The organism is Nonomuraea lactucae (genome assembly GCF_003313395.1).
Taxonomy (GTDB): Bacteria; Actinomycetota; Actinomycetes; order Streptosporangiales; family Streptosporangiaceae; genus Nonomuraea; species Nonomuraea lactucae.
The window spans coordinates 59,409-82,026 of sequence record NZ_QNFZ01000048.1; the positions used below are offsets into that span (position 1 = coordinate 59,409).

At 69.8% G+C, this 22,618-nt stretch carries 20 protein-coding genes and 1 pseudogene; 9 read left to right on the forward strand and 12 right to left on the reverse strand.

Annotated elements, in window-relative coordinates:
* Window positions 1-32: 32 nt before the first annotated feature.
* Window positions 33-491: a MarR family winged helix-turn-helix transcriptional regulator gene (locus DQW85_RS03485; RefSeq protein WP_205314854.1), complete on the forward strand. Its 459-nt coding sequence runs from the start codon at window positions 33-35 to the stop codon at window positions 489-491.
* Window positions 492-1,004: 513 nt separating this feature from the next.
* Complete coding sequence (locus DQW85_RS03495) at window positions 1,005-1,727, forward strand: DUF899 family protein (RefSeq protein ID WP_113698967.1); 723 nt, start codon at window positions 1,005-1,007, stop codon at window positions 1,725-1,727.
* 155 nt (window positions 1,728-1,882) lie between these two features.
* Here the strand turns inward: DQW85_RS03495 and DQW85_RS03500 are convergent, their stop codons facing one another.
* Entirely contained in the window at window positions 1,883-2,368 is a 486-nt protein-coding gene (locus DQW85_RS03500) for a DUF1062 domain-containing protein (RefSeq protein ID WP_240196896.1), read from the reverse strand.
* Window positions 2,369-2,955: 587 nt separating this feature from the next.
* Between DQW85_RS03500 and DQW85_RS03505 the strand changes: the two genes are divergently transcribed.
* From DQW85_RS03505 to DQW85_RS03515, 4 genes are all read left to right on the forward strand, one after another.
* Window positions 2,956-3,189 carry a hypothetical protein gene (locus DQW85_RS03505; protein ID WP_162794691.1) on the forward strand — a complete coding sequence of 78 codons (234 nt, stop codon included), beginning with the start codon at window positions 2,956-2,958 and terminating at the stop codon, window positions 3,187-3,189.
* Between the two features lie 126 nt (window positions 3,190-3,315).
* Complete coding sequence (locus DQW85_RS47880) at window positions 3,316-3,489, forward strand: hypothetical protein (RefSeq protein ID WP_338043351.1); 174 nt, start codon at window positions 3,316-3,318, stop codon at window positions 3,487-3,489.
* A 77-nt stretch (window positions 3,490-3,566) separates the two neighbouring features.
* Complete coding sequence (locus tag DQW85_RS03510) at window positions 3,567-5,399, forward strand: molybdopterin oxidoreductase family protein (protein WP_338043352.1); 1,833 nt, start codon at window positions 3,567-3,569, stop codon at window positions 5,397-5,399.
* Window positions 5,396-5,863, forward strand: a complete 468-nt coding sequence (locus tag DQW85_RS03515) for a hypothetical protein (protein ID WP_205314855.1) — start codon at window positions 5,396-5,398, stop codon at window positions 5,861-5,863. Before DQW85_RS03510 ends, DQW85_RS03515 begins: the two co-directional genes overlap by 4 nt.
* A gap of 72 nt (window positions 5,864-5,935) precedes the next feature.
* Here the strand turns inward: DQW85_RS03515 and DQW85_RS03520 are convergent, their stop codons facing one another.
* The gene (locus DQW85_RS03520; RefSeq protein WP_113698971.1) at window positions 5,936-6,301 is read right to left on the reverse strand and encodes a hypothetical protein; all 366 of its coding nucleotides are present in this window, start codon (window positions 6,299-6,301) and stop codon (window positions 5,936-5,938) included.
* 214 nt (window positions 6,302-6,515) lie between these two features.
* Between DQW85_RS03520 and DQW85_RS03525 the strand changes: the two genes are divergently transcribed.
* Window positions 6,516-7,079: a hemerythrin domain-containing protein gene (locus DQW85_RS03525; RefSeq protein WP_113698972.1), complete on the forward strand. Its 564-nt coding sequence runs from the start codon at window positions 6,516-6,518 to the stop codon at window positions 7,077-7,079.
* 97 nt (window positions 7,080-7,176) lie between these two features.
* On the opposite strand, the gene DQW85_RS03530 is transcribed toward DQW85_RS03525, so the two are convergent.
* Complete coding sequence (locus DQW85_RS03530; protein ID WP_162794692.1) at window positions 7,177-7,731, reverse strand: hemerythrin domain-containing protein; 555 nt, start codon at window positions 7,729-7,731, stop codon at window positions 7,177-7,179.
* 116 nt (window positions 7,732-7,847) lie between these two features.
* Window positions 7,848-8,695: pseudogene (locus DQW85_RS03535) on the reverse strand (TIGR03557 family F420-dependent LLM class oxidoreductase).
* Between the two features lie 299 nt (window positions 8,696-8,994).
* Here DQW85_RS03535 and DQW85_RS03540 point away from each other — a divergent pair.
* Window positions 8,995-9,552, forward strand: a complete 558-nt coding sequence (locus DQW85_RS03540; RefSeq protein WP_113698974.1) for an SRPBCC family protein — start codon at window positions 8,995-8,997, stop codon at window positions 9,550-9,552.
* A 425-nt stretch (window positions 9,553-9,977) separates the two neighbouring features.
* Here the strand turns inward: DQW85_RS03540 and DQW85_RS03550 are convergent, their stop codons facing one another.
* The 8 genes from DQW85_RS03550 to DQW85_RS03585 all read right to left on the reverse strand — a co-directional run bounded on the left by DQW85_RS03550 (window position 9,978) and on the right by DQW85_RS03585 (window position 21,754).
* Window positions 9,978-11,366, reverse strand: a complete 1,389-nt coding sequence (locus tag DQW85_RS03550; protein ID WP_113698975.1) for a hypothetical protein — start codon at window positions 11,364-11,366, stop codon at window positions 9,978-9,980.
* Entirely contained in the window at window positions 11,363-12,079 is a 717-nt protein-coding gene (locus DQW85_RS44095; protein ID WP_420819143.1) for an alpha/beta fold hydrolase, read from the reverse strand. The genes DQW85_RS03550 and DQW85_RS44095 overlap by 4 nt, the downstream gene beginning before the upstream one ends.
* A 460-nt stretch (window positions 12,080-12,539) precedes the next feature.
* Window positions 12,540-13,790: a serine hydrolase domain-containing protein gene (locus tag DQW85_RS03560; RefSeq protein ID WP_113698991.1), complete on the reverse strand. Its 1,251-nt coding sequence runs from the start codon at window positions 13,788-13,790 to the stop codon at window positions 12,540-12,542.
* A gap of 197 nt (window positions 13,791-13,987) precedes the next feature.
* Window positions 13,988-15,604 (reverse strand): alpha/beta hydrolase, encoded by a 1,617-nt coding sequence (locus DQW85_RS03565; RefSeq protein ID WP_113698977.1) that lies wholly within the window; start codon window positions 15,602-15,604, stop codon window positions 13,988-13,990.
* On the reverse strand, window positions 15,597-17,942 hold the full coding sequence (locus DQW85_RS03570) for an ABC transporter permease (RefSeq protein WP_162794694.1): 2,346 nt from the start codon (window positions 17,940-17,942) through the stop codon (window positions 15,597-15,599). Before DQW85_RS03570 ends, DQW85_RS03565 begins: the two co-directional genes overlap by 8 nt.
* Entirely contained in the window at window positions 17,939-18,628 is a 690-nt protein-coding gene (locus tag DQW85_RS03575; protein WP_113698979.1) for an ABC transporter ATP-binding protein, read from the reverse strand. The genes DQW85_RS03570 and DQW85_RS03575 overlap by 4 nt, the downstream gene beginning before the upstream one ends.
* Complete coding sequence (locus tag DQW85_RS03580) at window positions 18,628-19,155, reverse strand: PadR family transcriptional regulator (protein ID WP_113698980.1); 528 nt, start codon at window positions 19,153-19,155, stop codon at window positions 18,628-18,630. Before DQW85_RS03580 ends, DQW85_RS03575 begins: the two co-directional genes overlap by 1 nt.
* Before the next feature lie 88 nt (window positions 19,156-19,243).
* Window positions 19,244-21,754, reverse strand: coding sequence for an NPP1 family protein (locus DQW85_RS03585; RefSeq protein WP_162794695.1), 2,511 nt, complete (start codon window positions 21,752-21,754; stop codon window positions 19,244-19,246).
* 242 nt (window positions 21,755-21,996) lie between these two features.
* On the opposite strand from DQW85_RS03585, the gene DQW85_RS44100 reads away from it, so the two are divergent.
* The gene (locus DQW85_RS44100; RefSeq protein WP_162794696.1) at window positions 21,997-22,545 is read left to right on the forward strand and encodes a hypothetical protein; all 549 of its coding nucleotides are present in this window, start codon (window positions 21,997-21,999) and stop codon (window positions 22,543-22,545) included.
* Window positions 22,546-22,618: the final 73 nt, after the last annotated feature.

Genomic DNA, 22,618 nt, shown 5'->3' on the forward strand with positions numbered 1-22,618 from the left:
TGGGTGGTGACTGTGTCAACCGGAGGCCAGGGATGGATGAGATCGACTTCGGCGTGCTGCTCGGGCTGGCCTATCACCAGTTCGTCGCCGAGCTGCACGCCCATCTGGCCGGTGCGGGCTTCACCGGTATCCGGCCGACCTTCGGCTACGCGTTCAGGGTGCTGGCCAGAGAGGAGCTGACCACCAGCCAGCTCGCCGCCCGACTCCAGATCACGCCGCAGGGGGCCGCCAAGACGGTCGAGGAGATGGTGGCCGCGGGCTACGTGAAGCGGACCCCGGACCCGGCCGATGGACGGGTGAAGCGGCTCAACCTGACCGATCGCTGCCGGGCGCTGATGGCGTCCGCGCAGGAGTTCCACGCTGACTTCGAGCGACGCCTCGAAGCAGACCTCGGCAAGGCGCGGGTGGCCGACCTACGTGAGGTGCTCACCACGATCATGGAGCGGAACGAGTCCCCCGACGGCCTCGCTCGCGCACTCAGGCAGATCTAATCCGAAAATCGGACAGTAACTGGCAGGCGGCAGCGAACCCCGGCGTTGGAGGTGCACGGGCATCCGTACGAGATCCCGTAAGCCTATGTCCGGCGGCGCACCGACTCCCACGAAGACGCCGCCTACGCCCTCGCCGAGACGTTCACCACGGCCTGGCGCCGCCTCGACGACATTCCCGAGGAGCGGGACGCGCGCCTGCGGCTGTTCGGCGTGGCCCGCCGCGTGCTGGCCAACGGCCGCCGGGCCGAGTCGCACCGCAGCGAGCTGGTGGAACGGCTCGGCCGGGAGCTCGCCGTGTGGGCGGAGTCGGCCAGGCCCGGCGGCGCACTCCCCGGCGTGCGCGAGGATCGGATTCGGCGTGGCGCTACCGCTGGATTTTCTCCTGGCACAAACTCAGGTGTTCCCGTTCCAACTGTCCGGATTCTCCCGCACGTTCCCTGCAGGAAGCGACCCGGATAGTTGCTGGGCCATTGCCGGACCACAAAGCATGGCCACAGACGGACACCGTCGGGCATGAACCGCAACGGGAACGCCCGCGACGAGCTTCTGGTCCGCGAGAAGGTCCACACCCGCGAGGGCGACGCCATCGCCGCGGCCCGCCGCCGGCTGCCGATGGTGGAGCTCGACGGGACGGTCGAGGTCGTCGGACCCGACGGCCCGGTCCCGTTCCTGGACCTGTTCCAGGGGCGCGACGAACTCGTGGTCTACAAGCACATGTGGTACGGCGGCGCGCCGCACCAGGGGCAGTGCGAGGGCTGCACCACCACGGCCTGGCACCTGAAGGACGCTGTCTACCTCAACACCCGCGGCGTCTCGTTCGCCATCCTGACCACGGGCCGGTGGGACGAGGTGGCCTCCTACGTCGAGTTCATGGGCTACACCCAGCCCTGGTACTCGGTGCGCGACGTGGACGCGCCGGTCGGCGGCAGCATGGGTTACATCACCTGCTTCCTGCGCGACGGCGACCGCGTGTTCCCCACCTACTCCACGACGGGCCGTGGCAACGAGCCGGTCAACGGGTCCCTCGGCCTGCTCGACATGACGCCCTACGGCCGCGGCGAGGCGTGGGAGGACACGCCCGAGGGCTGGCCCGAGGGGCGCCGCCCGTGCTGGTTCTGGCGCTCGGACGCGGACGGGAACGCCACCTGGGGCCCGACCAGCGGCCCCGTGCCGCAGTGGACCCGCCCCGGCGCGACCCCCGTGGAGACCCTCGGCCGGCACGGCCACCACCACTGACGCGCCTGCGTCGACGGCGTCGGCAAAGGTGTTCGGCCGGAAGGTGAAGGACTCCTGGTAGGAGAGGCGTTGTTCAGGCTTGCCAGTCTTACCAGGAGTCCGGGCGGATTTCGCACGGATGCTTGAGGGGATCGCGCGCCGCGGCTACAGCCCCGCTAGTCTCCGGCCATCACGGTAAAGGTGAACCCGGCGCTCGTCGGACGGCGCAGCGGAATGTCGCACTTGATCCGGCGCAGCACCTCGTTCCTGCTGAGGCCGAGCCCCTGTGCGATGAGCCGGTCCGGGCGCACCGGTATCGGATCCTCGAAGACGACCTCCACCTGGACCGGCCACGCCTCGTCCAGCCATGCCGGCGAAGTGTCCAGCCGCCAGGCCCCTTTCCAGTCCAGGGTGAAGCGGTTGCGCCGGGCGAGCAGCGGATCCAACAGCCTGGACGCCACCAGCTCCGGATCGTTGGCGTGGTAGCGGTCGAGCTCGGCCGGATCGAAGGAGGTGACCGACGCTCGCTCGTGCACGGTGAGCTTGCTCGTCCGATCGCAGGACACGCAGCGGACCAGCAGCCACACGTCCAGCAGCTTGCCGTTGGCGTTGACGCGGAACCTGCCCTCGCCGGTGGTGGCCGACTCCGACCAACAGCGCACGCACCGCAACGACAGCAGAGGCAGCCTGGTCCGACGGACGACCCAGGGCAGCACAGTATGAGGTTGTGAAGACATGATCTCTCTAGACCTGACACGAGGCCGATTGCGCGCGACCTCAAACGCCGTATGACCGGGCGCACACGGACAGCCCGGCAGAGCCGACGGGAGGGTCGGCTTGAAGGTGAGCGGAAGAAGGTGTCAGGTCTAAAGAGCAGGCGGGGTCACGCGGTTTGTCCTCTGTCCTCACTGCGACGGGGCCGCAGGCAACCTACGGGAACGCGGGAGGAAGCCTCAAACGGTTTTCCGGCGGCGGTGCTCCCTGGTGCCCGCGACGGCCGTGCTGCATGGCAGACCGTTCGGGCGCACGCCGCTGAGGCAGGCGGCCGCAGAGTCGCTGGCGTCGTTTCGCGCCTCGGTGAAGTCCAGGTCGTGGCCCTGCCAGGAGACGCTGGCGCCGTCGCGGAGATGGGCGGTGATCAGCCGGATGATGGCGCAGCCGGCAAGTTCCCGAGCAGGAACGCCAGCCCTCGGCGGGTAAGCGAACGGAGTCGGTGGTTTGGACTTCAAGGTCCGGGCAGATGCGGGGCATGAACGGACAGGACGAGGTGCCAGCGGACCTGCCGGCCGCGGTCGGCCGTGTCGACGGGGAGAGCGACACCATCGCCGCACGGGCCGGAGTCGAGGTCCGCGAGACGCGACGCCCGATACCGGCGGAGCCCGTTGAGGCGCCCCTCGATCCCGAACACAAGGTCGAGCAGGAACGACGCGAGGCAACCGAGAACGGTGAGGATGTGCGCCCCGATGCCGAGCCCACCGACTGAGCTTGCTCTCTAACGTGTACGCGAGCACGGAAGGGCGGGAAAGGGACTTTGGACACGTCTGACCGTATTGCCCATCCCTGGGGATCCCGTACGCCCTACGGGCCCGGAGAAGAGTGGCCGGTCCGCGTGGACAGCTATCTCGAAGGTGACCTGGCTGAGGGGGACGTCGAGTCGTGGGCGCAGTCCGCGTCGATCCTGCATTCCAACGGTGACGCGATGGACATCGCTGTCCGGGGCGGGCGGGTCGTGGGGGTGCGGGGCGCGCCGTCGACCGGGTCAACCGCGGTCGGCTCGATCTGAAGGATCTGTACGGCTGGCAGGCCAACAACAGCCCCGACCGCCTCACCCACCCGCTGGTCCGCGAGCGGGGAAGGCTGGTGGAGACGGACTGGGACACCGCGATGGACCGTATCGTGGCCCGCTCGCGAGAACTGCTCGACAGGCCGGGAGGGTGGAGGCGTCTCGGTTTTCACACCAGTGGCCAGCTGTTCCTGGAGGAGTACTACACGCTGGCGGTGATCGGAAAGGCGGGCATCGGCACTCCGCACATGGACGGCAACACCCGCCTGTGCACGGCGACGGCGGCCTCGGCGCTCAAGGCCAGCTTCGGCACCGACGGGCAGCCGGGTTCGTACACCGATGTCGATCACTGCGACGCGCTCGCGCTGTGGGGGCACAACGTGGCCGAGACCCAGGTGGTCCTTTGGGAGCGGATGCTGGATCGCCGCCGGGGCCCGCGTCCGCCCGCCATGATCGCCGTCGATCCGCGCGTCACGCCGGTCGCCCGCGAGGCGGACGTGCACCTGGCCGTCCGCCCGGGCACCAACCTGGCGCTGATGAGCGCGCTGATCCACCGAATCGTCGAGCGCGGCTGGCACGACCCTCAGTACGTGGCCGAGCACACCGTCGGGTTCGAGGAGCTGTGCCGGGTCGTCTCCGGTTGCCCTCCAGAGCGCGCCGCACGGATCTGTGACGTGCCGGTCGCCAGAATCGAGCAGGCCGCGGAGATCCTCGGCGGTTGCCAGGGGCTGCTGTCCACCGTGTTGCAGGGTTTCTACCAGTCCCATCAAGCCACCGCCTCCCCCTGCCAGGTCAACAACCTCCACCTGCTGCGTGGCATGCTGGGCCGGCCGGGGGCGGGTGTGCTGCAGATGAACGGCCAGCCGACAGCGCAGAACACGCGCGAGACCGGCGCTGACGGCGACCTGCCGGGCCTGCGCAACTGGAACAACCCCGTCCATATCCGCGAGCTCGCCGAGCTGTGGAACGTCGAGCCGTCCGTCATCCCCCACTGGGCGCCGCCCACGCACGCCATGCAGATCTTCCGCTACGCCGAGCAGGGCTCGATCCAGCTGCTGTGGATCTCGGCCACCAACCCGGCGGTGTCGCTGCCCGACCTGGCGCGGATCCGCCGCATTCTGTCGCGCGAGGGGCTGTTCGTGGTGGTACAGGACCTCTATCTCACCGAGACGGCCGAGCTGGCGGACGTGGTGCTGCCTGCTGCGACCTGGGCCGAGAAGCTGGGCACGTTCACCAATGCCGACCGTACCGTCCACCTGTCGGAAAAGGCCGTGCCGCCGCCCGGACAGGCCCGCTCGGATCTGGACATCTTCCTGGACTACGCGCGGCGGATGGACTTCCGCGACCGCGACGGCAAGCCGCTCATCACATGGCAGGATCCGGAGTCGGCGTTCGAGGCGTGGAAAGCGTGCTCGGCCGGGCGCCCCTGCGACTACACCGGCATCACCTACGACCGCCTGCGCGGTGGCAGCGGCATCCAGTGGCCCTGCACGCCGTCAGCCCCTGGCGGCACGGAAGCGCCGACGGACGCGTACCCGATGCTCCTGACCACCGGGCGGACGATCCACCACTTCCACACGCGCACCAAGACCGGCCGAGCGCCGCAGCTCGACGGCGCCGCGCCCGACTCCTGGGTGGAGATCAACCCGCGCGACGCCGATACGCTCGGCATCTCCGAGGGCGATCTGATCCTGGTCGAGTCGCCACGCGGTGCCCTGCAGGCTCGCGCGCGGCTGTGCCCCGTCCGGCGCGGCGTGGTGTTCGTCCCGTTCCACTACGGCTATTGGGACCTCGCCGAGGGCGCGCCCCCGCGTGCCGCGAACGAGGTCACGGCCACGGGCTGGGACCCGGTGTCCAAGCAACCGCTCTACAAGGTCACCGCGGTCCGGTTGACCAGGATGGCGGGTTGAGCATGTTCCTCGCCCACTACCTCGGACTTCTGCACCGCTCGGAGCAGGAGCTGGCCGACGCCTTCCGCGACGTGGCGGATGGTCACAAGGACGAGGCAGATGTGATCCGCATCTGCCACCGCCTGGCCGAGCAGTGCGAGGATCATGTGCGCCGGCTGGCGCCGTTCGTTGAAAGCTACGCCGAGGACGCGCCCGACGAACCGCACAGGCTGCACGCCGTGCTCTTCGCCGGCACCCGGGAGGGCGGGCTCGGCCTCCTGCGTGACCTGCACGACCTGTATCTGATGGCGGCCGAGTGCGACATCGCGTGGACCCTGGTCGGGCAGGCCGCGCAAGGGACACGCGACCAACGGCTGGCGCAGGTGGTCGGGCTGTGTGAGGCCGAGACCTCCACCCAGCTGCTGTGGTTGCGCACCCGTATGAAACAGGCCGCACCACAGGCGCTCGTCGTGTCAACCGGGTAGCGCCTCATCACTGGTCGAGCAATGCGCACCAGCTGATATGCCGCCACCCGGTCGAACTCCGCCGACCCTCGGTCAGCGCTTCCATGGCGGGCTGTCGCCCATCTTCTCGTAGTAGCGGGCGAGGTGGGCCTTGACCCTGCCGACCTCCTGTGTGGGGAGGTCGATGCCGCCACGAGCACCCTGCATGATGTTGCCGGCGGCCATGATGGCCCGTGGCACGGCCTGGAGCCGGCCGTCGATGACGTCGGCGATCAGCAGCTTGTAACTGGTGAAGTTCTCGGGCTTGTCGCCGTCGTACCAGATGTGGGCGTCGCGGTAGGCGGCGTCCGGCTCGTCCTCGGCATCGGCCCAGTCGCGAACCCGCTTGTCGGCGGCGTCGCCGTCCCAGGCGCGGTCACGGTCAGCGAGCGGCAGATCCTGAAACCTCGTGACAGTCATACCTTGCCGGCTACCCCGCCCGACCCCAGTAAACGGCAGGCCGCCAGGCTACGGCCCGCGTCGCCTACAGCGAGCGACCCCCAGCCGGGCCAGATGACACCGTCCATGTTTCGGCCGCCAGCTGCGGGAACGGGACGAAGAGGCTCGTCGACGCCGCCGACCCGCGCCGCGCCGACGAGGCCCAGAGCAGCAAGACGACCCGAGGGAGGCTGCCGTGGAAGCACAGCAGGATGTGATCGCGGTCCTGATCACCGATCATCACGAGGTCGAGGAGATGTTCTCCGAGCTCGAACAGATGAGCGGGCAGACGAGCGAGCAGGCCAAGACGCTGGCCGAGCAGGTGGTCATCGAGCTGGTGCGACACTCGGTCGCCGAGGAGGAATACCTCTATCCGGCCGTCCGCGAACACGTTCGGGGCGGTGACAAGCTGGCCGATCAGGAGATCTCCGAGCACGCCGACGCCGAGCAGACCATGAAGCGCCTGGAGCGGCTGGAGCCGGGCGACGCCGACTTCTGGCCTACCACGGAGCTCCTGATGGGCCAGATCCGTGACCACATCCGGGAAGAGGAGAACGACCTGTTCCCGCAGCTGCGGGAAGCCTGCCCGCCCGAGCAACTCAGGGAACTGGGGACGAAGGTGCAGCGGGCCAAGAAGCTCGCCCCAACCCGGCCGCACCCGTCGGCGCCCGACACCCCGCCGGCCAACAAGCTCCTGGCGCCAGGGGCCGGGCTGGTGGACCGCATCCGCGATGCCCTCACCGGCCGAGGCCGTTCCTAGCAAACCGCACCATGGAACGACCGGAATTACGGTCAAAGGCCGCCTCGGTGGCTGAGGCGATCGGCTCGACGGTCGAACAGTCAGGGCTCGGAGGCGATCAGTGCTTCAGAGCGGCGGCGAGTTCGCCCTTGGTCATGGCGGAATATCCGTCGATGCCTTTCGCCTTGGCCTGTTCCAGCAGTTCCCGCTTGGTACGCGTAACGGGCCGTGGAGGGGCGTTGAGCAGGGCGGCCTTGGCAGCGCTGAAGGCATGGGCCAGCTCGGCCAACCGCTTGGCGGGCAGGGCCTTGGCCAGGGCAGGGAGGATCTCGCTCTCCTCTTCCTCCACATGGTGCGTGACCGCCTTGACCAGATCCTTGAGGATCGGCTCGAAGGCCGGTCCGGTGGGATCCGTGTCGAGCAGTTCGAGGAGCTTCTCCTCGGCTTCGTGGTGTTCTTCGGTGCCGTGGTGGACTTCGCGTCGCTCGCTGGGCGCCGCCTTGGCCAGCTCGGAGTAGACCTCGCTCTCTTCGGCACGGGCATGCGCGGTGAACTTCGCGGCGAGCTCGGCCAACAATGCGGGGCGGTTCTCCGGCTGCTTGTACAGCTTGTCGAAGATCGCCTCCACGTCGCGGTGATCGGCGGTGATCAGGTCAATGACGTTCAGTGGCATATCACCCTCCCTAGGTTGGGATCCGGCGGCCCCTCCTACCCGGGGAAGCCGGTCACATGCGGAGAACGTGGGGCCCATAGGAGACGGGTGTCGAGCCCGGCACGTCACTCGTACGACTACCGCAGCCGGGGCAGGACCTCGCGGGCGTAGAACTCGAAGAAGGCGTCCTGCTCGGTGCCGATCTGGCTGATGTAGACCTCGTCGAACCCGGCGTCCACGTACTCCTGGATCGCCTTGACATGCACCTCGGGCTCGGGGCCACACGGTGTTGACGTGGTGGCGTCCTCCTCGCTGACCATCTCCGCCAGTTGCGCGAAATGCCTCGGCAGCGGCAGCAGCTGGGAGGCTTCGCCCTTGATGCCCTGGGTCGGCCACAGCCGGTGCACCTTCTTGCGGGCGTCAGCCTTGTCCTCGGCATAGCAGACCTTCAGCCCGCCCTGCGCGGGTTTGCCCGCCCCGCCGGACTCGCGGAACAGCTTGACCAGGTCTGCGTTCGGCCCTGTGCAGATGTAGCCGTCGCCGATCCGCCCCGCCAGCTCCACTGACTTCTCGCCGAGGCCAGAGATGTATACCGGCGGTGGGTTGTCGGGGAGCGTGTAGAGGCGCGCGCTGTCGACGGAGTAGTGCGTTCCGCGGTGGGTGGTCAGATCGCCGCTCCACAGCCGACGCATCACCTCGATCGCTTGCTCCAGCATCTCCAGTCGTTCGGCGGCCGGCGGCCAGCGGGAGTCGGTGATGTGCTCGTTCAGCGCCTCGCCTGTGCCGACGCCGAGCTGGAAGCGTCCTCCCGTCAGTACGGCGCTGGTCGCGGCAGCTTGGGCGATGACGGCCGGATGGATGACGAAGGGGCTCTGCCCCTGTTGGTCCAGCCAGGGATGGTAGTGATCGGAGATCACTTCGACTGCCGGACGAGTTCCTTGGGCCCGTGCTCCTCGCTGCTCAGAAAGTATCCGATGTGTGCCATTGCTGAGTCCTCCCGCCCAGGACGAGCAAGATCAGGCCGATGACGATGTCCTCCTCCAGGCTGCGTTCCTTTCGAGCCGGAGAGCCGAGGGTCGGCTACCCGACGAGTTCGCGGTAAACGACCCGCGGGGAGAGACTTCGCGGCGAGGAGTGCCGAGGCTACGCCTCACTCTCCTCGCAGCAGGCGGCCGCGACCCGCATAAGCCGAATTTCGCAATCGCACAGCTTAAGCGGCATATCCCCATGCCCATCGGCCCCATGGACGTTAGCCGCGATTCAGGACGGGCAGGGAGCAGCCCCATGAGCAGGATCGAGTACTCCGTAGACGTCAAGGTCCCGATCCGCGTCGCCTACGACCAGTGGACGCAGTTCGAGACGTTCCCCGAATTCATGGAAGGGGTGGAGTCGGTCAAGCAGCACACCGATACCCGCGCCACCTGGCTGGCTGAGATCGCCGGGGTGAAGCGCGAGTTCGAGACCGAGATCACCGAGCAGCACCCTGACGAGCGCGTCGCCTGGCGCACGCTCGACAAGCCCCACCAGGCCGGCGTCGTGACCTTCCATCGCCTCGACGACGCCACCACCCGCGTCACCCTCCAGATGGAGTACGACCCCGAGGGCTTCGTAGAAACCGCCGGCGACTGGCTTCAACTCGTCCGCCTGCGCGTCCAGGGCGATCTGCGCCGCTTCAAGGACTACATCGAGTCTCGCGGCCACGAGACCGGCGCCTGGCGTGGCAGCGTGCCGCCCCAGCACGCCGGCGACGCACCGCGTCGGTCCGATGCGCGGCCACCGGGCACCGGCACGCCGCCGCGGTCTGGCACTGGCTATCCGCCGTCTCCGGACCCAGGCCTGTAATCCTTGCGATCGCGCCTCCTCGCCCGCAAGGGCGGGAGGCGCGACGCTCGTCCGTCCGGCGCAGCACGCCGGTCGACATGCACCAACGCGCCTCAAGGCTCTGCATACGGCAGTACGAACACATCAAGGACAGCGCCAAGCGGCGGGGGGAAAGTGACAGCCGAGCCAAGGAGATCGCGGCCCGGACGGTGAACAAGGAACGCGCCAGGGCCGGTGAGTCGAGGACCGCCAGCCGGACCTCGACCCAGGACATCTCTTCGAGCCGGCGCGGAGGGCTGCGCTCGCACTCCGGAGCGGGTGGCCGTACGCGGGATCAACTGTACGCCGAGGCCAAGCGCCGCAACATCAAGGGCCGCTCGAAGATGAGCAAGGCGCAGCTGGAGAAAGCCCTCAGCCAGCCGGTTTCCTGCCGGGAGCTGCCGGCGTCAACCGTGCCACTCCAGTTCGTCGCGTTTCGCCAGGAACTCCTCGGTCAAGGACCACTCCAGAGGCAGCGGCATCGGATAGGTCGTGTGGATCCGGGCCAGCTCACGGTGAGCGCGGGCCAGGCTGGCGAAGTCACGCGGGTACGCGCGGGTGTCGACACCGGTGAAGACGCCCACCTTGCGGGCCCGCGCCAGCATCCTCCGCCAGTCCTCGGCCGAGGCCAGCCCGATGGACTCCACCCCGTGGGAGAACAGGACGATCCTGATCTCGTCGAACGACTCCGCCCGGTCGAGATAGGCCTGCGCGTGCGCGAGCGACTGCTCGGTGTTGAACACCATCCAGTACGGGACGGACCCGCTGCGCAGCGCCCACCAGGGCTCCATCAGCAGGAAGGACTCGACGAGCAGCCGGTCACCGGGCAGCCCGCGCCGCCGGTACCAGCTCCTGTAGAGGTCGGCGACCACCGGGCTCAGGTCCTCCGGCTCGCCGAAGCGCATGCGGACCAGCCGCCACCGGTTGCGTTCCGCGAGGTCTTCCAGGTCGGCGAGCAGCCCGGGCTCGAACCCCCACTCCGCTTCTGGGCTGTCGCCGTCCGCCGGCGGGTATTCCCAGCGCGACCGCCCGGCCCGATAGCGGGCGAGGTAGTCGGCCACGCGCGGCCCGCCGTGCTCGTACTCCTGCCTGGTGGCGCCGCCGAGCGCGCCGTGCTGGAACACGTGGCGCTCGCCCACCGTCGTGGTGGGCCAGCGCAGCGCGCAGTCCACGACGACCAGCGTCGCGCCGGGCGGCAGCGACGACTCCAGGAACGCGCGGTAGGCCGCTGCCAGACGGCGCCATTTGACCCGGAAGTACGTCATACCGGCAATCATCAGGCGGTCCTGGTTGGCGTCGTGCATGTGGTGCAGCACCAGGTCGGGGTTCGCGTCCAGCAGCGCCCGGCCCGCCGTGCGCGTCCGCGCCAGGTCGCCCTCGGGGTCGTCGGGCCGCACGCCGTGGCGGCGTACCGGCAGCAGCAGCGTCTGCGGCAGCCACGGCGCGGACAGGGCCGCCGCCAGGTGGATCATGGCGCCGTTGGACGACCCGATGAAGGCCACCGGGTACGGGCGGCGCGGGTAGTGCCCGGTCACCCAGCGCGCCAGGTCGCCGGAACGGAGCTCGGGCACGCGACGCATCGGCACGGCCTCGGCCCATCCGCTCACGGCGTACGCCTTCTCCTGCAGCGCCCGCGGCAGCCTCGCCGCCCCGCCGAGCACCGCCGACGCCACGCCCTCCAGCGCCGCCGGGCCCTGGCCGATCAGGGGAACGTCCCTGCCGTGCAGGAATCGGGACAGGGCCCGCAACGTGCCGGTGGCCGAGTCGAACGACGCCACCGCCCTGCCGGGCCTCACGAGCCGGCCTCCCGCAGGAAGGCGGCGACCTCACGGGCCAGACCATGCGGATCGCGGTACGGCACCATGTGCGGCAGCCCGTCCATGACCGAGAGTCGCCCACGCGGCAGGAGCCTGGTGACCTGCTCGGCCCACGCCTGGCTCACCATCCGGTCCTTGCCGCCGCGCACCACCAGGACGGGCACGTCCACGTACAGCAGCTTGTCCTCGATCCGATCCCGCAGGGAAGCGCCAAAGCTGGCCAGCACTCGCCGCAGCCCGGCGTCCCGGTAGTCGGCGACGTTCAGCGGCGTCATGCCCGGGCTTTCCCGCACCGAGTTGCGCAGCCACTGGCCCACCAGCCGGACGGCGGATCTGGCGTGCGGATCAACGGTCGGGCCGACCAGCACCAGCGCGCCTGTCCGGCCCGCGAAGCGAGCCGCCACATCGACGGCCACCTGGCAGCCGAAGGACCCGCCCAGCAGGCAGGGCCGCGCCAGCCCAGCCGCATCCAGCCAGGCGGCCACCGCGTCCGCGAGCCCCGCCACGGTCGGAAGATCATCGGGTCTGTCGCTGTGCCCAAAGCCGGGCAGGTCGAGGCTCCAGGTGTCGTGAGTCCGTCCCAGCACCTCGACGAGAGGCAGCATCTCCCGGCTGGACACCCCAGCGCCATGGACGCACACCACCGGCGGCCCCGGGCCTCGTCTGCGCCAGCTCGCCATGGTCAAGTCCATGACCGAATGAGTGAGCGGTTCGAGCGGCACGCCTCTCCTTTCGAAGGCCGCCCCTCTACCCGAATCGTGATCGTAAGAACCCCAGCCGAACGGATCAGTCGCCAGGCGCATGAGTGGCCGGCGCCGACCGGTCCGACGCGTTCGGCGTAACCGCTGGTCGGAAGCGTCTCGACACTCCGCACGCCGGCGAGCGCCCCCGCGAGGGCCACCTCGACGTCTCCCGACAGTGTCCCGCCCACCTGGGTCAACCGGCCCGCGCCGCCGACCTCGTATGCGCAGCGGGGCCGGGAGGGCAGGCCGGGTGGAGATCCTCATGGGCACCACGCGACGAGAAGCGGGTCCGTCCATCGCGGCGATCCCGGCTGGTAGGGTGGCGGACGGCTCGTCCTGCTCGGCACCGGGCTCACGGCCTGGAACCACCCCCAGGGCTGGACGGCCCGATCGACCCTTCCGCCGACCTTTACCCCCGCTTGGTGCACAGCGCGGTGTCCATCGCGTCGATCACGTGCCGCATGGCGTCCTCGGTGCTGGGGAGTGCGGTGACGGCGACGGTGGCGACCCGGCCGTGCTCGGTCACCCCGTTGCGGGTCTCGTAGCCGTCGATGTCACCGCCGTGGCCCCAGGCGACGCCGCCGCACGTCAGCGGCATCTTCGACAGGCCGAGCCCGTACTCCCAGCCGGTCGGCATACCGGGGGCCTTCATCGTGTGCTTCATGGCCGCGAGCTGCTCCGGCTTGAGCAGCTCGCCGCCCATCAGCGCACTCATGAAGCGGTTGAGGTCGCTGGGGGTCGCGATGAGCTGGCCGGCCGCCCACCCCCATGACGGGTCCAGGTTCGTGACGTCCACCAGCTTGCCGCCGGGCTTCTCGGATCCGTATCCCCGGGGGTGACGCCCGCGGATGGTCTTGTCGCCCTTGGCCGGCCAGTAGGTGTGGCGCAGCCCGATCGGCTTGATGATCCGCTCGTTGATCGCCTCGGCCACCGGGCGACGGTCGATCTTCTCGATGAGCAGGCCGGCCAGCACGTAGCCGGTGTTGCTGTACTCCCAGCTCGTGCCGGGCGCGAACGACGCCTTGTGCGCGAAGGCCATGTCCAGCAGGTCCTGGGGCGAGCGGTAGACGGCGCGGGCCTTGAAGGCGGTCGGCATCCAGCGGGTGTAGTTCGGCAGGCCGCTGGTGTGCTGGAGCAACTGCCGTACCGTGATCTTGCGGCCGTCGATACCCTTGCCGCGGACCACCTTCGGCAGGTACGTCTCGATCGGCTCGTCCAGACCGACCTTGCCCTCACCGGCGAGTTGCAGCACCGCCACCGCGGTGAACATCTTGGTGTTACTGGCGATCCGCACCTGACCGTCGACCGGGACCTTCGCCCTGGTCGTCAGGTCCGCGACCCCGGCGGTGTAGTGGCGGGTCCGGCCCCTGGCGTCCCGCACCGCTGCCAGTGCCGCCGGGAACCTGTCCTTCTTGACCAGCCTGTCCAGTTTCTTCTGAACGGTGTCGGGCCTGCGGTCGCGCTTCAGCTCGTCAGGCGTCTCGGCCAGCCCGGCGGACGGGCTATCGTCCGGTCTCTGCGGCACGGGGTTCGCGGTGCGGTCAGGTCCGGTGGCCGCCGCGGCCGGCGTCCCTGCCACGGCCAGCGCCGTCAGCGCCGCCGCGGCAGCCAGAACCCGCGCGCGCCGGGGGGACTTCGACTCGGAAGAGGTACGCGACATGGGGAAACGCTCCTGTTGCTCGGTGGAGTCGTCCGGAGCGGACGACTCCACCGAGCATGTCCGTTGAGGGCCCCCTTGATCGATCCTGCGTACTGGAGCGTTCAGGTACGGCCAGCTGTACCCGGACAGGCCAGGGAGGGGATGCCCTAGGTGCGAAACAGGGCCGCCTGGCTCACGCCCACGCGGCCGTCAGCCACTCACGGGGTGGCGATTCGGCCTGCATGCCGGTCAGGGCCGTGATCAGCGCCGGTCGGTGGCTCGACGGCCGGGCAGTGCGTACCGCGCGCCGGCGTCCGCAGGCTGATCAGATACCGCTCGGTCGCCGCGGAGACGCAGTTGCTGCCCAGCGAGTGCACCCCATGGCCCCACCCGTCGTAGGTCAGCAGCACCGCACCCGACTGGCGCGCCGCGTTCTGCGCCCACTCGTGCGGTGTGAACGGGTCGTACCGGCTGTTGAGCATCAGCACCGGCGGCACGCCCTTCCACCGCAGCGGTTCCTGTGGATTGCGCACCTGGGCCGGCCAGCCGACGCACCCCAGGGTCACGGTCCAGGCCTGCACGGGCAGCTTCATGTCCGGCGCCACCTCGGCGAGTCCTCGGCGGTATGACCGCACCTCATCGACGTCGCGCACCGGCAGTCTCCAGTCCTGGCAGAAGATGGCCTCGGATGCGCCCTCGACCGTCTCCTCAGCGTCTCTCTCGCGCTGGGCGGTGGCCTCTGGCTCCGGCTTGCCCGCCAGCAGTTTCGCCTGGTTCTCAGACAACGACTTCCAGTACGGGCCGGTGAAAGCGTGTTGGGTGTCGATGAGGAATTCGAGGAGGTGGATCTTCTTGGTCGTACGCGGATCAATCAGCTCCCCGCGTTCGGCCTTGGCGTACAACTGGGCGAAGACGCGGCGGACGTCCCGGCCGTGCAGCGCGCAGTCGGTCGAGCGCCCGCACCACGCCACGTACTGGTCGAAGCTGTCCTGCACAGCCTTGGCCTCACTGCGCAGGAAACTCCACGTCGTGGCCTGGCTGTGGTCCATGTTGCTGTCGAGCACCATCGCACGGACCCGGTGCGGGAACATCTGGGCGTACTGCTGGCCCATCAGGGTGCCGTAGGAGTTGCCGTAGTAGGTCAGCCTGGGCTCGCCGAGGGCGGCCCGGATCGCGTCCATGTCGCGGACGACGCTCTTGGTGTCCATGAAGTCGAACAGCGGCCCGTTCAGCTTCCGGCAGCTCTCGCCGAACGCCCGGTTGAGCTCGCGGAGGCGGCGGAACTGCTCGGCCGTGGTGGGTAACGCGTCGGAGGGCTGCCACGTCGACTGCTGACACCGGATCGGGTGGCTGCGGCCCACGCCCCGAGGGTCGAACCCGACGACGTCGAAGCGGCGGCGCACGTCGGCGGAGAAGGTGCCGCGCATGCCGGCGTCCGACTCCACGTCTGCCACGCCCGACGCACCCGGGCCGCCGGGGTTGATCAGGATGCTGCCGATGCGTGCGCTCGGATCCGTGGCCTTGCGCCGGGCGAGAGCGATGTCGATCGTTGGCCCGTCCGGTGCGGACCAGTCGATCGGCACGGTCACGCTGCCGCACTCCACCTCCGCCGTGTCCGGACACGGCTTCCAGTCGACGCTCTTCGTCGCGCGATGCGGCTCGTCGTGCGAGTCCGCGTGCCCCGGCGCGATTCCGAGCGCCGCAGCGGTTGACAGGGCGGTGAGCAGCGTGCCAATCCGGTATCGCCGTATCAAGTCGTACCTCCGGTTCTGGCTGGTGCGGGGAGTGCGGGACGGCTGGTCGGACGGGGTACGGGTGTTTCCGGTTCTACTCACTGCGTAGCCCGCCCGGCTTGGTCAGGCGCCACAGCAGCGGCAGGCTGGCCGCGGTGGTCAGCAGGACGACCAGGGCGGCTGCGCCGGTGGTGGCGCTGATGCCGAGCCAGTCGAACCGGATCGGGGCCTTGGCCGCGGCCTGCAGGATCGTCGACAGGCCGGTTCCGGTCAGGACGGCCAGGGTGAGGCCGAGCATGACAGGGATGGCGATCTGGCAGAGGACTGATCCGCTCAGCGTGTTGCGGCGGACGCCGAAGGCGACGAGCACGGCGAGCAGCCGGCGCCGCTCGCGGAGCTGCTCGGCGACGTTGACCAGGAGGCTGGCGCCGATGAGCAGCAGCAGCGCCGTGGCGCCGGCGAGGAGCGCCTGCCTGATGGTCAGCAGGGTGCCGTCGAGTGTCCGCAGCTCGATCAGCTGGACGTGGGCGGCCGGGTCCACCCGGGCGGCGGCGTTGCGGAGCCGGTCGAGGGCGTCGGGGTCGGCGGGGTCCAGCGCGACGTAGTACGTGACGCCGGACGGGGTGGGTTGGGTGCCGCGCAGCGCCGCTGGGGTGACCAGGATGGTCGCGTCGGTCGGCTGGAAGGAGCCGGCGTGCGGCTGGACGGTGCGGGCCTTGGCGGGCAGGGTCCACCGCGGCCGCGGTCCGGCTGCCTTCTCGGTGGCCTCGCCGAGGGTGTAGGTGGTGCCGGGGCGGGGTGGCGCTGCCGGCGAGGCGACGACGAACGTATCGCCGTCGGTGCAGGCGTCGAGCCGGGCCTCCTGCCGCAGTGCGGCGCAGTCCCCGACCCGCAGGTTGGTGAGGGCGTCCGGTGCGGCGGCGGACCCGGTGGGGACGGCCTCCACCGACGCCACCGGTTCGGTGGCACGGACGCCCGGGGCTCTGCGCAACGCGGTCTTCCAGCGCCTCAACTCGGTCGCCCGGTCCGCGCCGGACCCGCCGATGCTGGACGTGTTGAACACCTTGGCCTGGAACTGGCCGGTGTCGCGCTGGTTCTCCACGGTGACCTGGGCCTGGACGGCGACGAACAGCCCCTGCAACGCGATCACGCCGGCGACCGAGACGGCGATGCCGGACACCGCGCGCACCGCGCTGCCGCTGTCCAGCTGAAGCCGGCGTACCGCCAGCTGCCAGGCGACGCCTCCGCCACCCAACCGGCGGACCACCGCCTCCACCACCCAGGGCAGCAACAGGGCCACGCCGGCCAGCAGGGCCGCCACCCCCGCCATGACCTGGAACTCGAAGCCCTGCGCCTGCTCGGAGAGCCCGTCATGCAGCGGGTACAGCAGGGCCAGTCCGGCCACGGGCAGGATCAGCCGCCACCACAGCCGCCGGCGGCGGTCACCGCTGAGCCGGACCACGCCGAGCGGCTCGACCACCACCCGCCGCAGCGCGGACAGCGTGACCAGCACCGCCGCCACCGGCACCAGCGCGACGACCAGGACCGCCAGGGCCGGCACCGGCAGGAAGTCGGCAGGGGAGAAGGTCATGCCTGATACCCGGTCGGCCAGCAGGCGCACGGCGACGCAGAGCAGCCCGCCGACGCCCAGTCCGAGCAGGGCGCCGGCCAGGGTCTCCCCGGCGGCGATCCGCCGGGTCATCGCGGCGTCCGCGCCGACCAGCCGCAGCGCGGCGAGCCGGCGGTCACGGGCCTCGCCGCCGAAGCGCACCGCTGTGGCTACGAAGATCGCTACTGGCAGCAGCAGCACGACCATCGCGACCACTCCCAGCAGCAGCAGCACCGGCGGCACTCCCTCGTCGAGGTCCGGCCTGCCGAACGACCGCACCCGGGTGGCCGCGCTCTCGTCGAGCCGGTCGGTGCCCAGGTAGAAGGCGTACTCGCCGGGGCCGGCCAGTCCTTCCTCGCCGATGGCGCCGACCACGCGCGCGCCCCACCGGCCGCGCAGCAGCGCCCCCTCGTCGCCGGCGAGCAGCCGGGCCAGGGCAGGCGATGCCACCATCTCGCCGGGGGCCGGCCGCCGGGTCACCCCTGGCGGTAGCGGGGCACGCTCCCCCTCGGGCTGCACCAGCCGCCCGTAGATCTCCCGGCCTCGGTACTGCGTGTCCGCCCTGGCGATGAGCAAGGTGTCTCCACCGCTGGGCATCGACTGCCCCCAGACAACCTCACGCGCGGCGAGCCGGGCGTCGCGGCCCGCCACCGCGGTCGGAACGCTCGCGGCGACGAGCAGCATCGCCACCCCGAGCCCCACCCCGAGCGAGATCATCACGAGCCGGGCCCAGCCCGAGCGGCCGCCGGCCACGCTCAACCGCATCCCCAACGCCAGCTCGCCGACCCACATCGCGAAGGCACCGCGCCCCGGTGCGCCGCCCGCGCTCATCGGGCGTTCGCCTGCTCGCGTACGCTGCCGTCGCGGACCACGGCCTCCCGGTCGGAGTACGCGGCGACCCGAGCCTCATGGGTGACCAGCACCACCGCCGCGCCGGTCTCCCGGGCCGCCGTGATGAACAGCCGCATCACCCGCTCCCCGTTGAGCGAGTCCAGCGCTCCCGTCGGCTCGTCGGCGAAGATCACCCGAGGTCCGGTGACCAGCGCGCGGGCCACCGCCACCCGCTGGCCCTGCCCACCGGACACCTGGCCGGGCCGCTTGTCCGCCACGTCGGCGATCTCCAGCTGCTCCAGCAGGCCGGCCGCCCGCCGGGTCGCCTTCCCCCGCCGCATCCCGGCCAGCCGCAGTGGCAGCACCACGTTCTCCAGGCAGGTCAGTTCCGGCACCAACTGCCCGAACTGGAACACGAAACCGAACTCGGTACGCCGCAGCGCGCTGCGCTTCGCGTCGGACATGGCCACCACGTCCTGGCCGGCGTAGCTCACCCGGCCGGCGTCCGGGGTGACGATCCCGGCCAGGCAGTGCAGCAGCGTGGACTTGCCGGAACCGGACGGCCCCATCAGCGCCAGCACCTCCCCGGAGTAGACCTGCAGCGAGGCACCGTGCAGTGCCGGGGTGGCGCCGAAGCTCTTGACCAGGTTCTCCGCGATCAGCAGCGGCGCGTTCGGGGTGCTCATCACGTGTTCCCCCGCACCCGGTCGCCGAGCTGGTCCAGCCGGGCCGCGGTCAGCTCCAGCCAGCGCAGGTCGGCCTCCAGGTGGAACAGGGCGTGGTCGCAGATGAGCTGGTCGGCAAGGTCCCCGTCGCTCTTGCGACGGGTCAGCTCGCGCATCAGCCGCAGGTGCTCGCCGCGCTGGGTGTCCAGCAGGTCGGCGGCGTCCCGGCCGGTCAGCAGCGCCAGGACGACCTTGGTGTAGAGGGTGCTCTGCAGGTACGGCTCGGGCTTCTCCGGCCGGGTCAGCCAGCGGTCCACATCGGTGATTCCGGACGTGGTGATCGCGTACCGCTTGCGGTCCGGGCCGGCGCCCGGCTCGGATTCGACCTCCACCGAGCCGTTCTTCAGCAGCCGGGCCAGGGTCGCGTAGACCTGGCCATAGTGCAGCGCCCGGCCCTGGCCGAACTGCTCGTCGTAGGAGCGCTTCAGGTCGTAGCCGTGGCGGGAGCCGGACTCCAACAGGCCCAGCAGAGTCAAGGAAACTGGCATGTCGGCACTATACACACCGCCTATACACTAGGTGTATACATCGCTTCAGTCGGAGGAGAGGACGGACCCGCGGGATCGCACGCCGGGATCAGGAGGGCATGTTGTTACCGCCCCGGTTCTCCCAGGCCTGTACCCGATCGCCCTGGACCACGAGGTAGTCGGCCTTGAAGTCGCCGGTGACGTCGCGGAAGGCCACCGTGGTGTCGGGGTAGAACGACTCGTTGGCGAAGTACCTGTGCTCGGTCCAGTTGCCGTCGGACATCCCCGCCATGTGGTTGATGTAGGCGTGGACCGCGCCGGTGCTGCCGACGACCAGGTAGTCGACCTTTCGGTCGCCGTTGACGTCGCCCAGCCGCATCCTGGCCCGGGGGCCGGCCTCGGTCCCGGCAGCGAAGGTGTCGATCTTGGACCAGTTGGTCGTGTTCGGGGTGCGCACGTACGCGTCCATGGAGCCGGCCGGTCCCACGACGAGGTAGTCGTCCAGGCCGTCACCGTTGACATCGGCCAGGCGCACGTCCTCGCGCTCCCACCCCAGTTCGATCCCGGTCTCGTCGCCCGGCTTCTTTGTACTGTGGTAGTAGGGGAAGATGCGGGACTGGGCTTCCCAGTGGATCTTCCCGTCGCTGCCGGGCCTGTTCAGGAACGACCACAGCGACCCCTTGGCGCCCAGGATCAGGTAGTCGTCCAGGCCGTCGCCGTTCATGTCGGCGAAGCGCACGGATTCGCCTGGCTGGCCGACACCGGGGGCGATGATGCCCTGGTCCACCCAGTGGATCCGGCCGTCGGCCTGCCGCGTGTTCAGGGCGGCCCGTACCGACCCGTCTGGGAAGATCTTCACGTAGTCGGCGCGGCGGTCGCCGTTGAGCTCCACCAGGTCGATCCGGCCGGCGGGACCGCCCATTCCGGGCGCGATCACCCCCATGGGTCTCCAGCCCGGGCCGAGGTCCTGCTGGAAGCCCTCGGCGCAGGTCTTGGGGTTCCCCTCGGGGCCCTCGGGGTCCTTGATCCAGCCGCGCTTGTGCGCGGTGGTGATTCCGGACAGGAAGGCCCTGGCCATGTCGCGGTAGCCGGTGTCGTTCGGGTGAGACGTATCGGCCAGCTCAGACGTGGTGACCGCGCCCATGTCGACGAGTACGACGTGCTTGCCTTCCTTCTCCCGCTCGGCGACGACGCCGGGCAGGGCCTCGTTGAACGCGTCGATCTTGGGCTGCATGCCCTCCTTGACGGACGGGATGAGGGAGGCGACCACCACGGTCGCTCCGGGCACGTCGGCGAGCACCTGGTCGATCAGGTCGCCGAGCCGCTCCGGCGCATTGGCGAGGTCGTAATTCTGGTTCATGTCGTTGGTGCCCAGGTGAACGGTCACCATGTTCGGGTTCGCCCTTTGGACCGTGCAGTCGGCGATGGCCGCCACCTGGTCGATGCGCCGCCCGGGGTATCCCTCGTGATCGTCGTCGGGCAGGCTTCCCGACTCCTGCGAACCGACGAAGGCCACCTTGTCGGTGTGAGCCTTGAGCATGTCCCACAGGTCGCCCCGGTAGCCCGACCCTGTGGAGCTGCCCACGCCGTAGGTGATGGAGTCACCCAACGGCATGATCCTCAAATTCGCGCCGGTGGGTCCAGGTTCGGGCCCAGGTCCGGGGTCCGGGTCGGGCGGGGGGTTCGGGTCGCCGGGGGAGCCCTCGTCGCGGCCGTAGTCGAAGTCGAACTCGATCACGGTCTTTTCCTTCTCGCTGCAGATCGTGGCGCCGGTGCCGGTGACCATGCACTCAAGGGTGATGGCGGTGTTGGCGCTTTCGAGGTTGCTCGCGAACGTGTCGTCCTTGATCCCGATCGTGGCGCTACCGAAGTCGTGGCCGAACAGCTTGTCGCGAAGTCCGCTCGGAAAGCCGTTGTAGGAGACCAGTGTCGAGCGCCGCCACTGGCCGGAGTGGTTCTCGGGCGGTTCGTCGCCTTCTGTGGCGAAGCGGAAGGCGTGGGTGGAGGGGCCGTCCTTGTGGTACACGATCTTGGGGTGGGTGCCGTCCCAGCGGACCTGGTCGGCGCCTCTGATCTCATAGTGGCCGTGCGCCGACGTGGCGACGTACTCGGCCTTGTCGTCGCGGACCCAGACCGCGATGTGCTCCCAGTCGTGCACGTGGCCACCGGCGCCGGGGCCGTCCACGTGCTGGACCGCGACGTCCTTTTCGAAGTAGTAGTCGTAGAGGTAGACGCACCAGCCGGAGTTGCACCGTTGGCGGGCGTAGGCGTTGGTGTTGTCCAGGTCAGACTGGTCGCGGCAGTCGCCCGTGTTGGTGGTGTTCTGGTTGTCCAGGCCCTCGGAGATCCGGCCGTCAGGTCCGATGGCCGGGACGTTGTAGCAGCTGTCGGTGTCGTAGTCGAGGGTCGGCTGCCACTTCAGGTCCGCCGCGGTGGCGTTCTGCGGCAGCGCGCGCGGCGGGTCGGCGGCAGCCGCGGCGGGCGTGGCCGGGAGAACGACGACACCGAGTAACAGCAGCCCGGCGACAACCGCGCGACCGCCTGGATCGGCGAGTCTCTTCACCGACTTTCTCGTCACGGACACGACGGCCATCAATGCCGCCTCGATTGAGTTACGCACATGAGTCCTTCCCGACCAGAACGCCGGCCGCCGGACACGCCGATGCCTGCCAGGCGCGGTTCAGCTCTACGGCCGGGCGTTGAACGGCGTGGGCTTGAGTGGACCCCCTGGCGGCGATCGCGGCACATTGTGGGACGACGGGTGGTCCAGTATCACGATGTGCCCGCCCGGTGACATCGGCTGATCGACCTATGCCTCGCTCGGGCTTGGAACCAGTGCGACGCTGGGCCGGTAGTACAACCATGAGACCCCTCGGGACCGCACTGGCGGCCATCCTCCTCGCCACCTCCTGCGCACCGGCCGGCGGACAGGCCGCCACGCAGGTGACACCGACTGTCCCAGCGGCGTCCGACCGGCCCGATCCAGGCGGGGGCGTCACACGCACCTGCGGCAGCCACTACGCCCATGACTTCGATCCAGGTCTGGAGTCGCGAACGGTCCAGGCGGGGCCGGTCTCCCTGTTGGCGTTCCGCGTCTCCCCCGTTCCCGACAGGTCCGCACCGGTGCGGACCTTCAAGATGATGGTGCGGCTCTCCGCGGGCGCCCAGGCGACGATTCGCACCGCCACCGCGGGCACCTCGCTCGCCTACGATCGGGCGAGGTTCAGGGAGGACAACACCTACCGGCTCGGCGACGGTGAGAACAGCGTGCGGTTCGTGGGGTGCCGGGACCGGTCAGCGGTGTTCAACGGCGCCATCCTGACCACCGGACCGCGGACCGTGGAACTGGACGTCGTCGTGGGCGGCAGCGCCCGGCACGTCGCGGTGACGGCGTACGCGTCCACCGACTAGCGATCTTCGGTCGCTGGTTTCTGTAGCGATCTTCGGTCGCTGGTTTCTGTAGGTTTGTGTCAAGTTTCACGAC

Coding starts and splice junctions, on each gene's coding strand:
- DQW85_RS03485 (WP_205314854.1), top strand. CDS start 33: ATGGATGAGATCGACTTCGGCGTGCTGCTCGGGCTGGCCTATCACCAG.
- DQW85_RS03495 (WP_113698967.1), top strand. CDS start 1,005: ATGAACCGCAACGGGAACGCCCGCGACGAGCTTCTGGTCCGCGAGAAG.
- DQW85_RS03505 (WP_162794691.1), top strand. CDS start 2,956: ATGAACGGACAGGACGAGGTGCCAGCGGACCTGCCGGCCGCGGTCGGC.
- DQW85_RS03520 (WP_113698971.1), bottom strand. CDS start 6,301: ATGACTGTCACGAGGTTTCAGGATCTGCCGCTCGCTGACCGTGACCGC.
- DQW85_RS03530 (WP_162794692.1), bottom strand. CDS start 7,731: ATGCCACTGAACGTCATTGACCTGATCACCGCCGATCACCGCGACGTG.
- DQW85_RS03540 (WP_113698974.1), top strand. CDS start 8,995: ATGAGCAGGATCGAGTACTCCGTAGACGTCAAGGTCCCGATCCGCGTC.
- DQW85_RS44095 (WP_420819143.1), bottom strand. CDS start 12,079: ATGGACTTGACCATGGCGAGCTGGCGCAGACGAGGCCCGGGGCCGCCG.
- DQW85_RS03560 (WP_113698991.1), bottom strand. CDS start 13,790: ATGTCGCGTACCTCTTCCGAGTCGAAGTCCCCCCGGCGCGCGCGGGTT.
- DQW85_RS03570 (WP_162794694.1), bottom strand. CDS start 17,942: ATGAGCGCGGGCGGCGCACCGGGGCGCGGTGCCTTCGCGATGTGGGTC.
- DQW85_RS03575 (WP_113698979.1), bottom strand. CDS start 18,628: ATGAGCACCCCGAACGCGCCGCTGCTGATCGCGGAGAACCTGGTCAAG.
- DQW85_RS03580 (WP_113698980.1), bottom strand. CDS start 19,155: ATGCCAGTTTCCTTGACTCTGCTGGGCCTGTTGGAGTCCGGCTCCCGC.
- DQW85_RS44100 (WP_162794696.1), top strand. CDS start 21,997: ATGAGACCCCTCGGGACCGCACTGGCGGCCATCCTCCTCGCCACCTCC.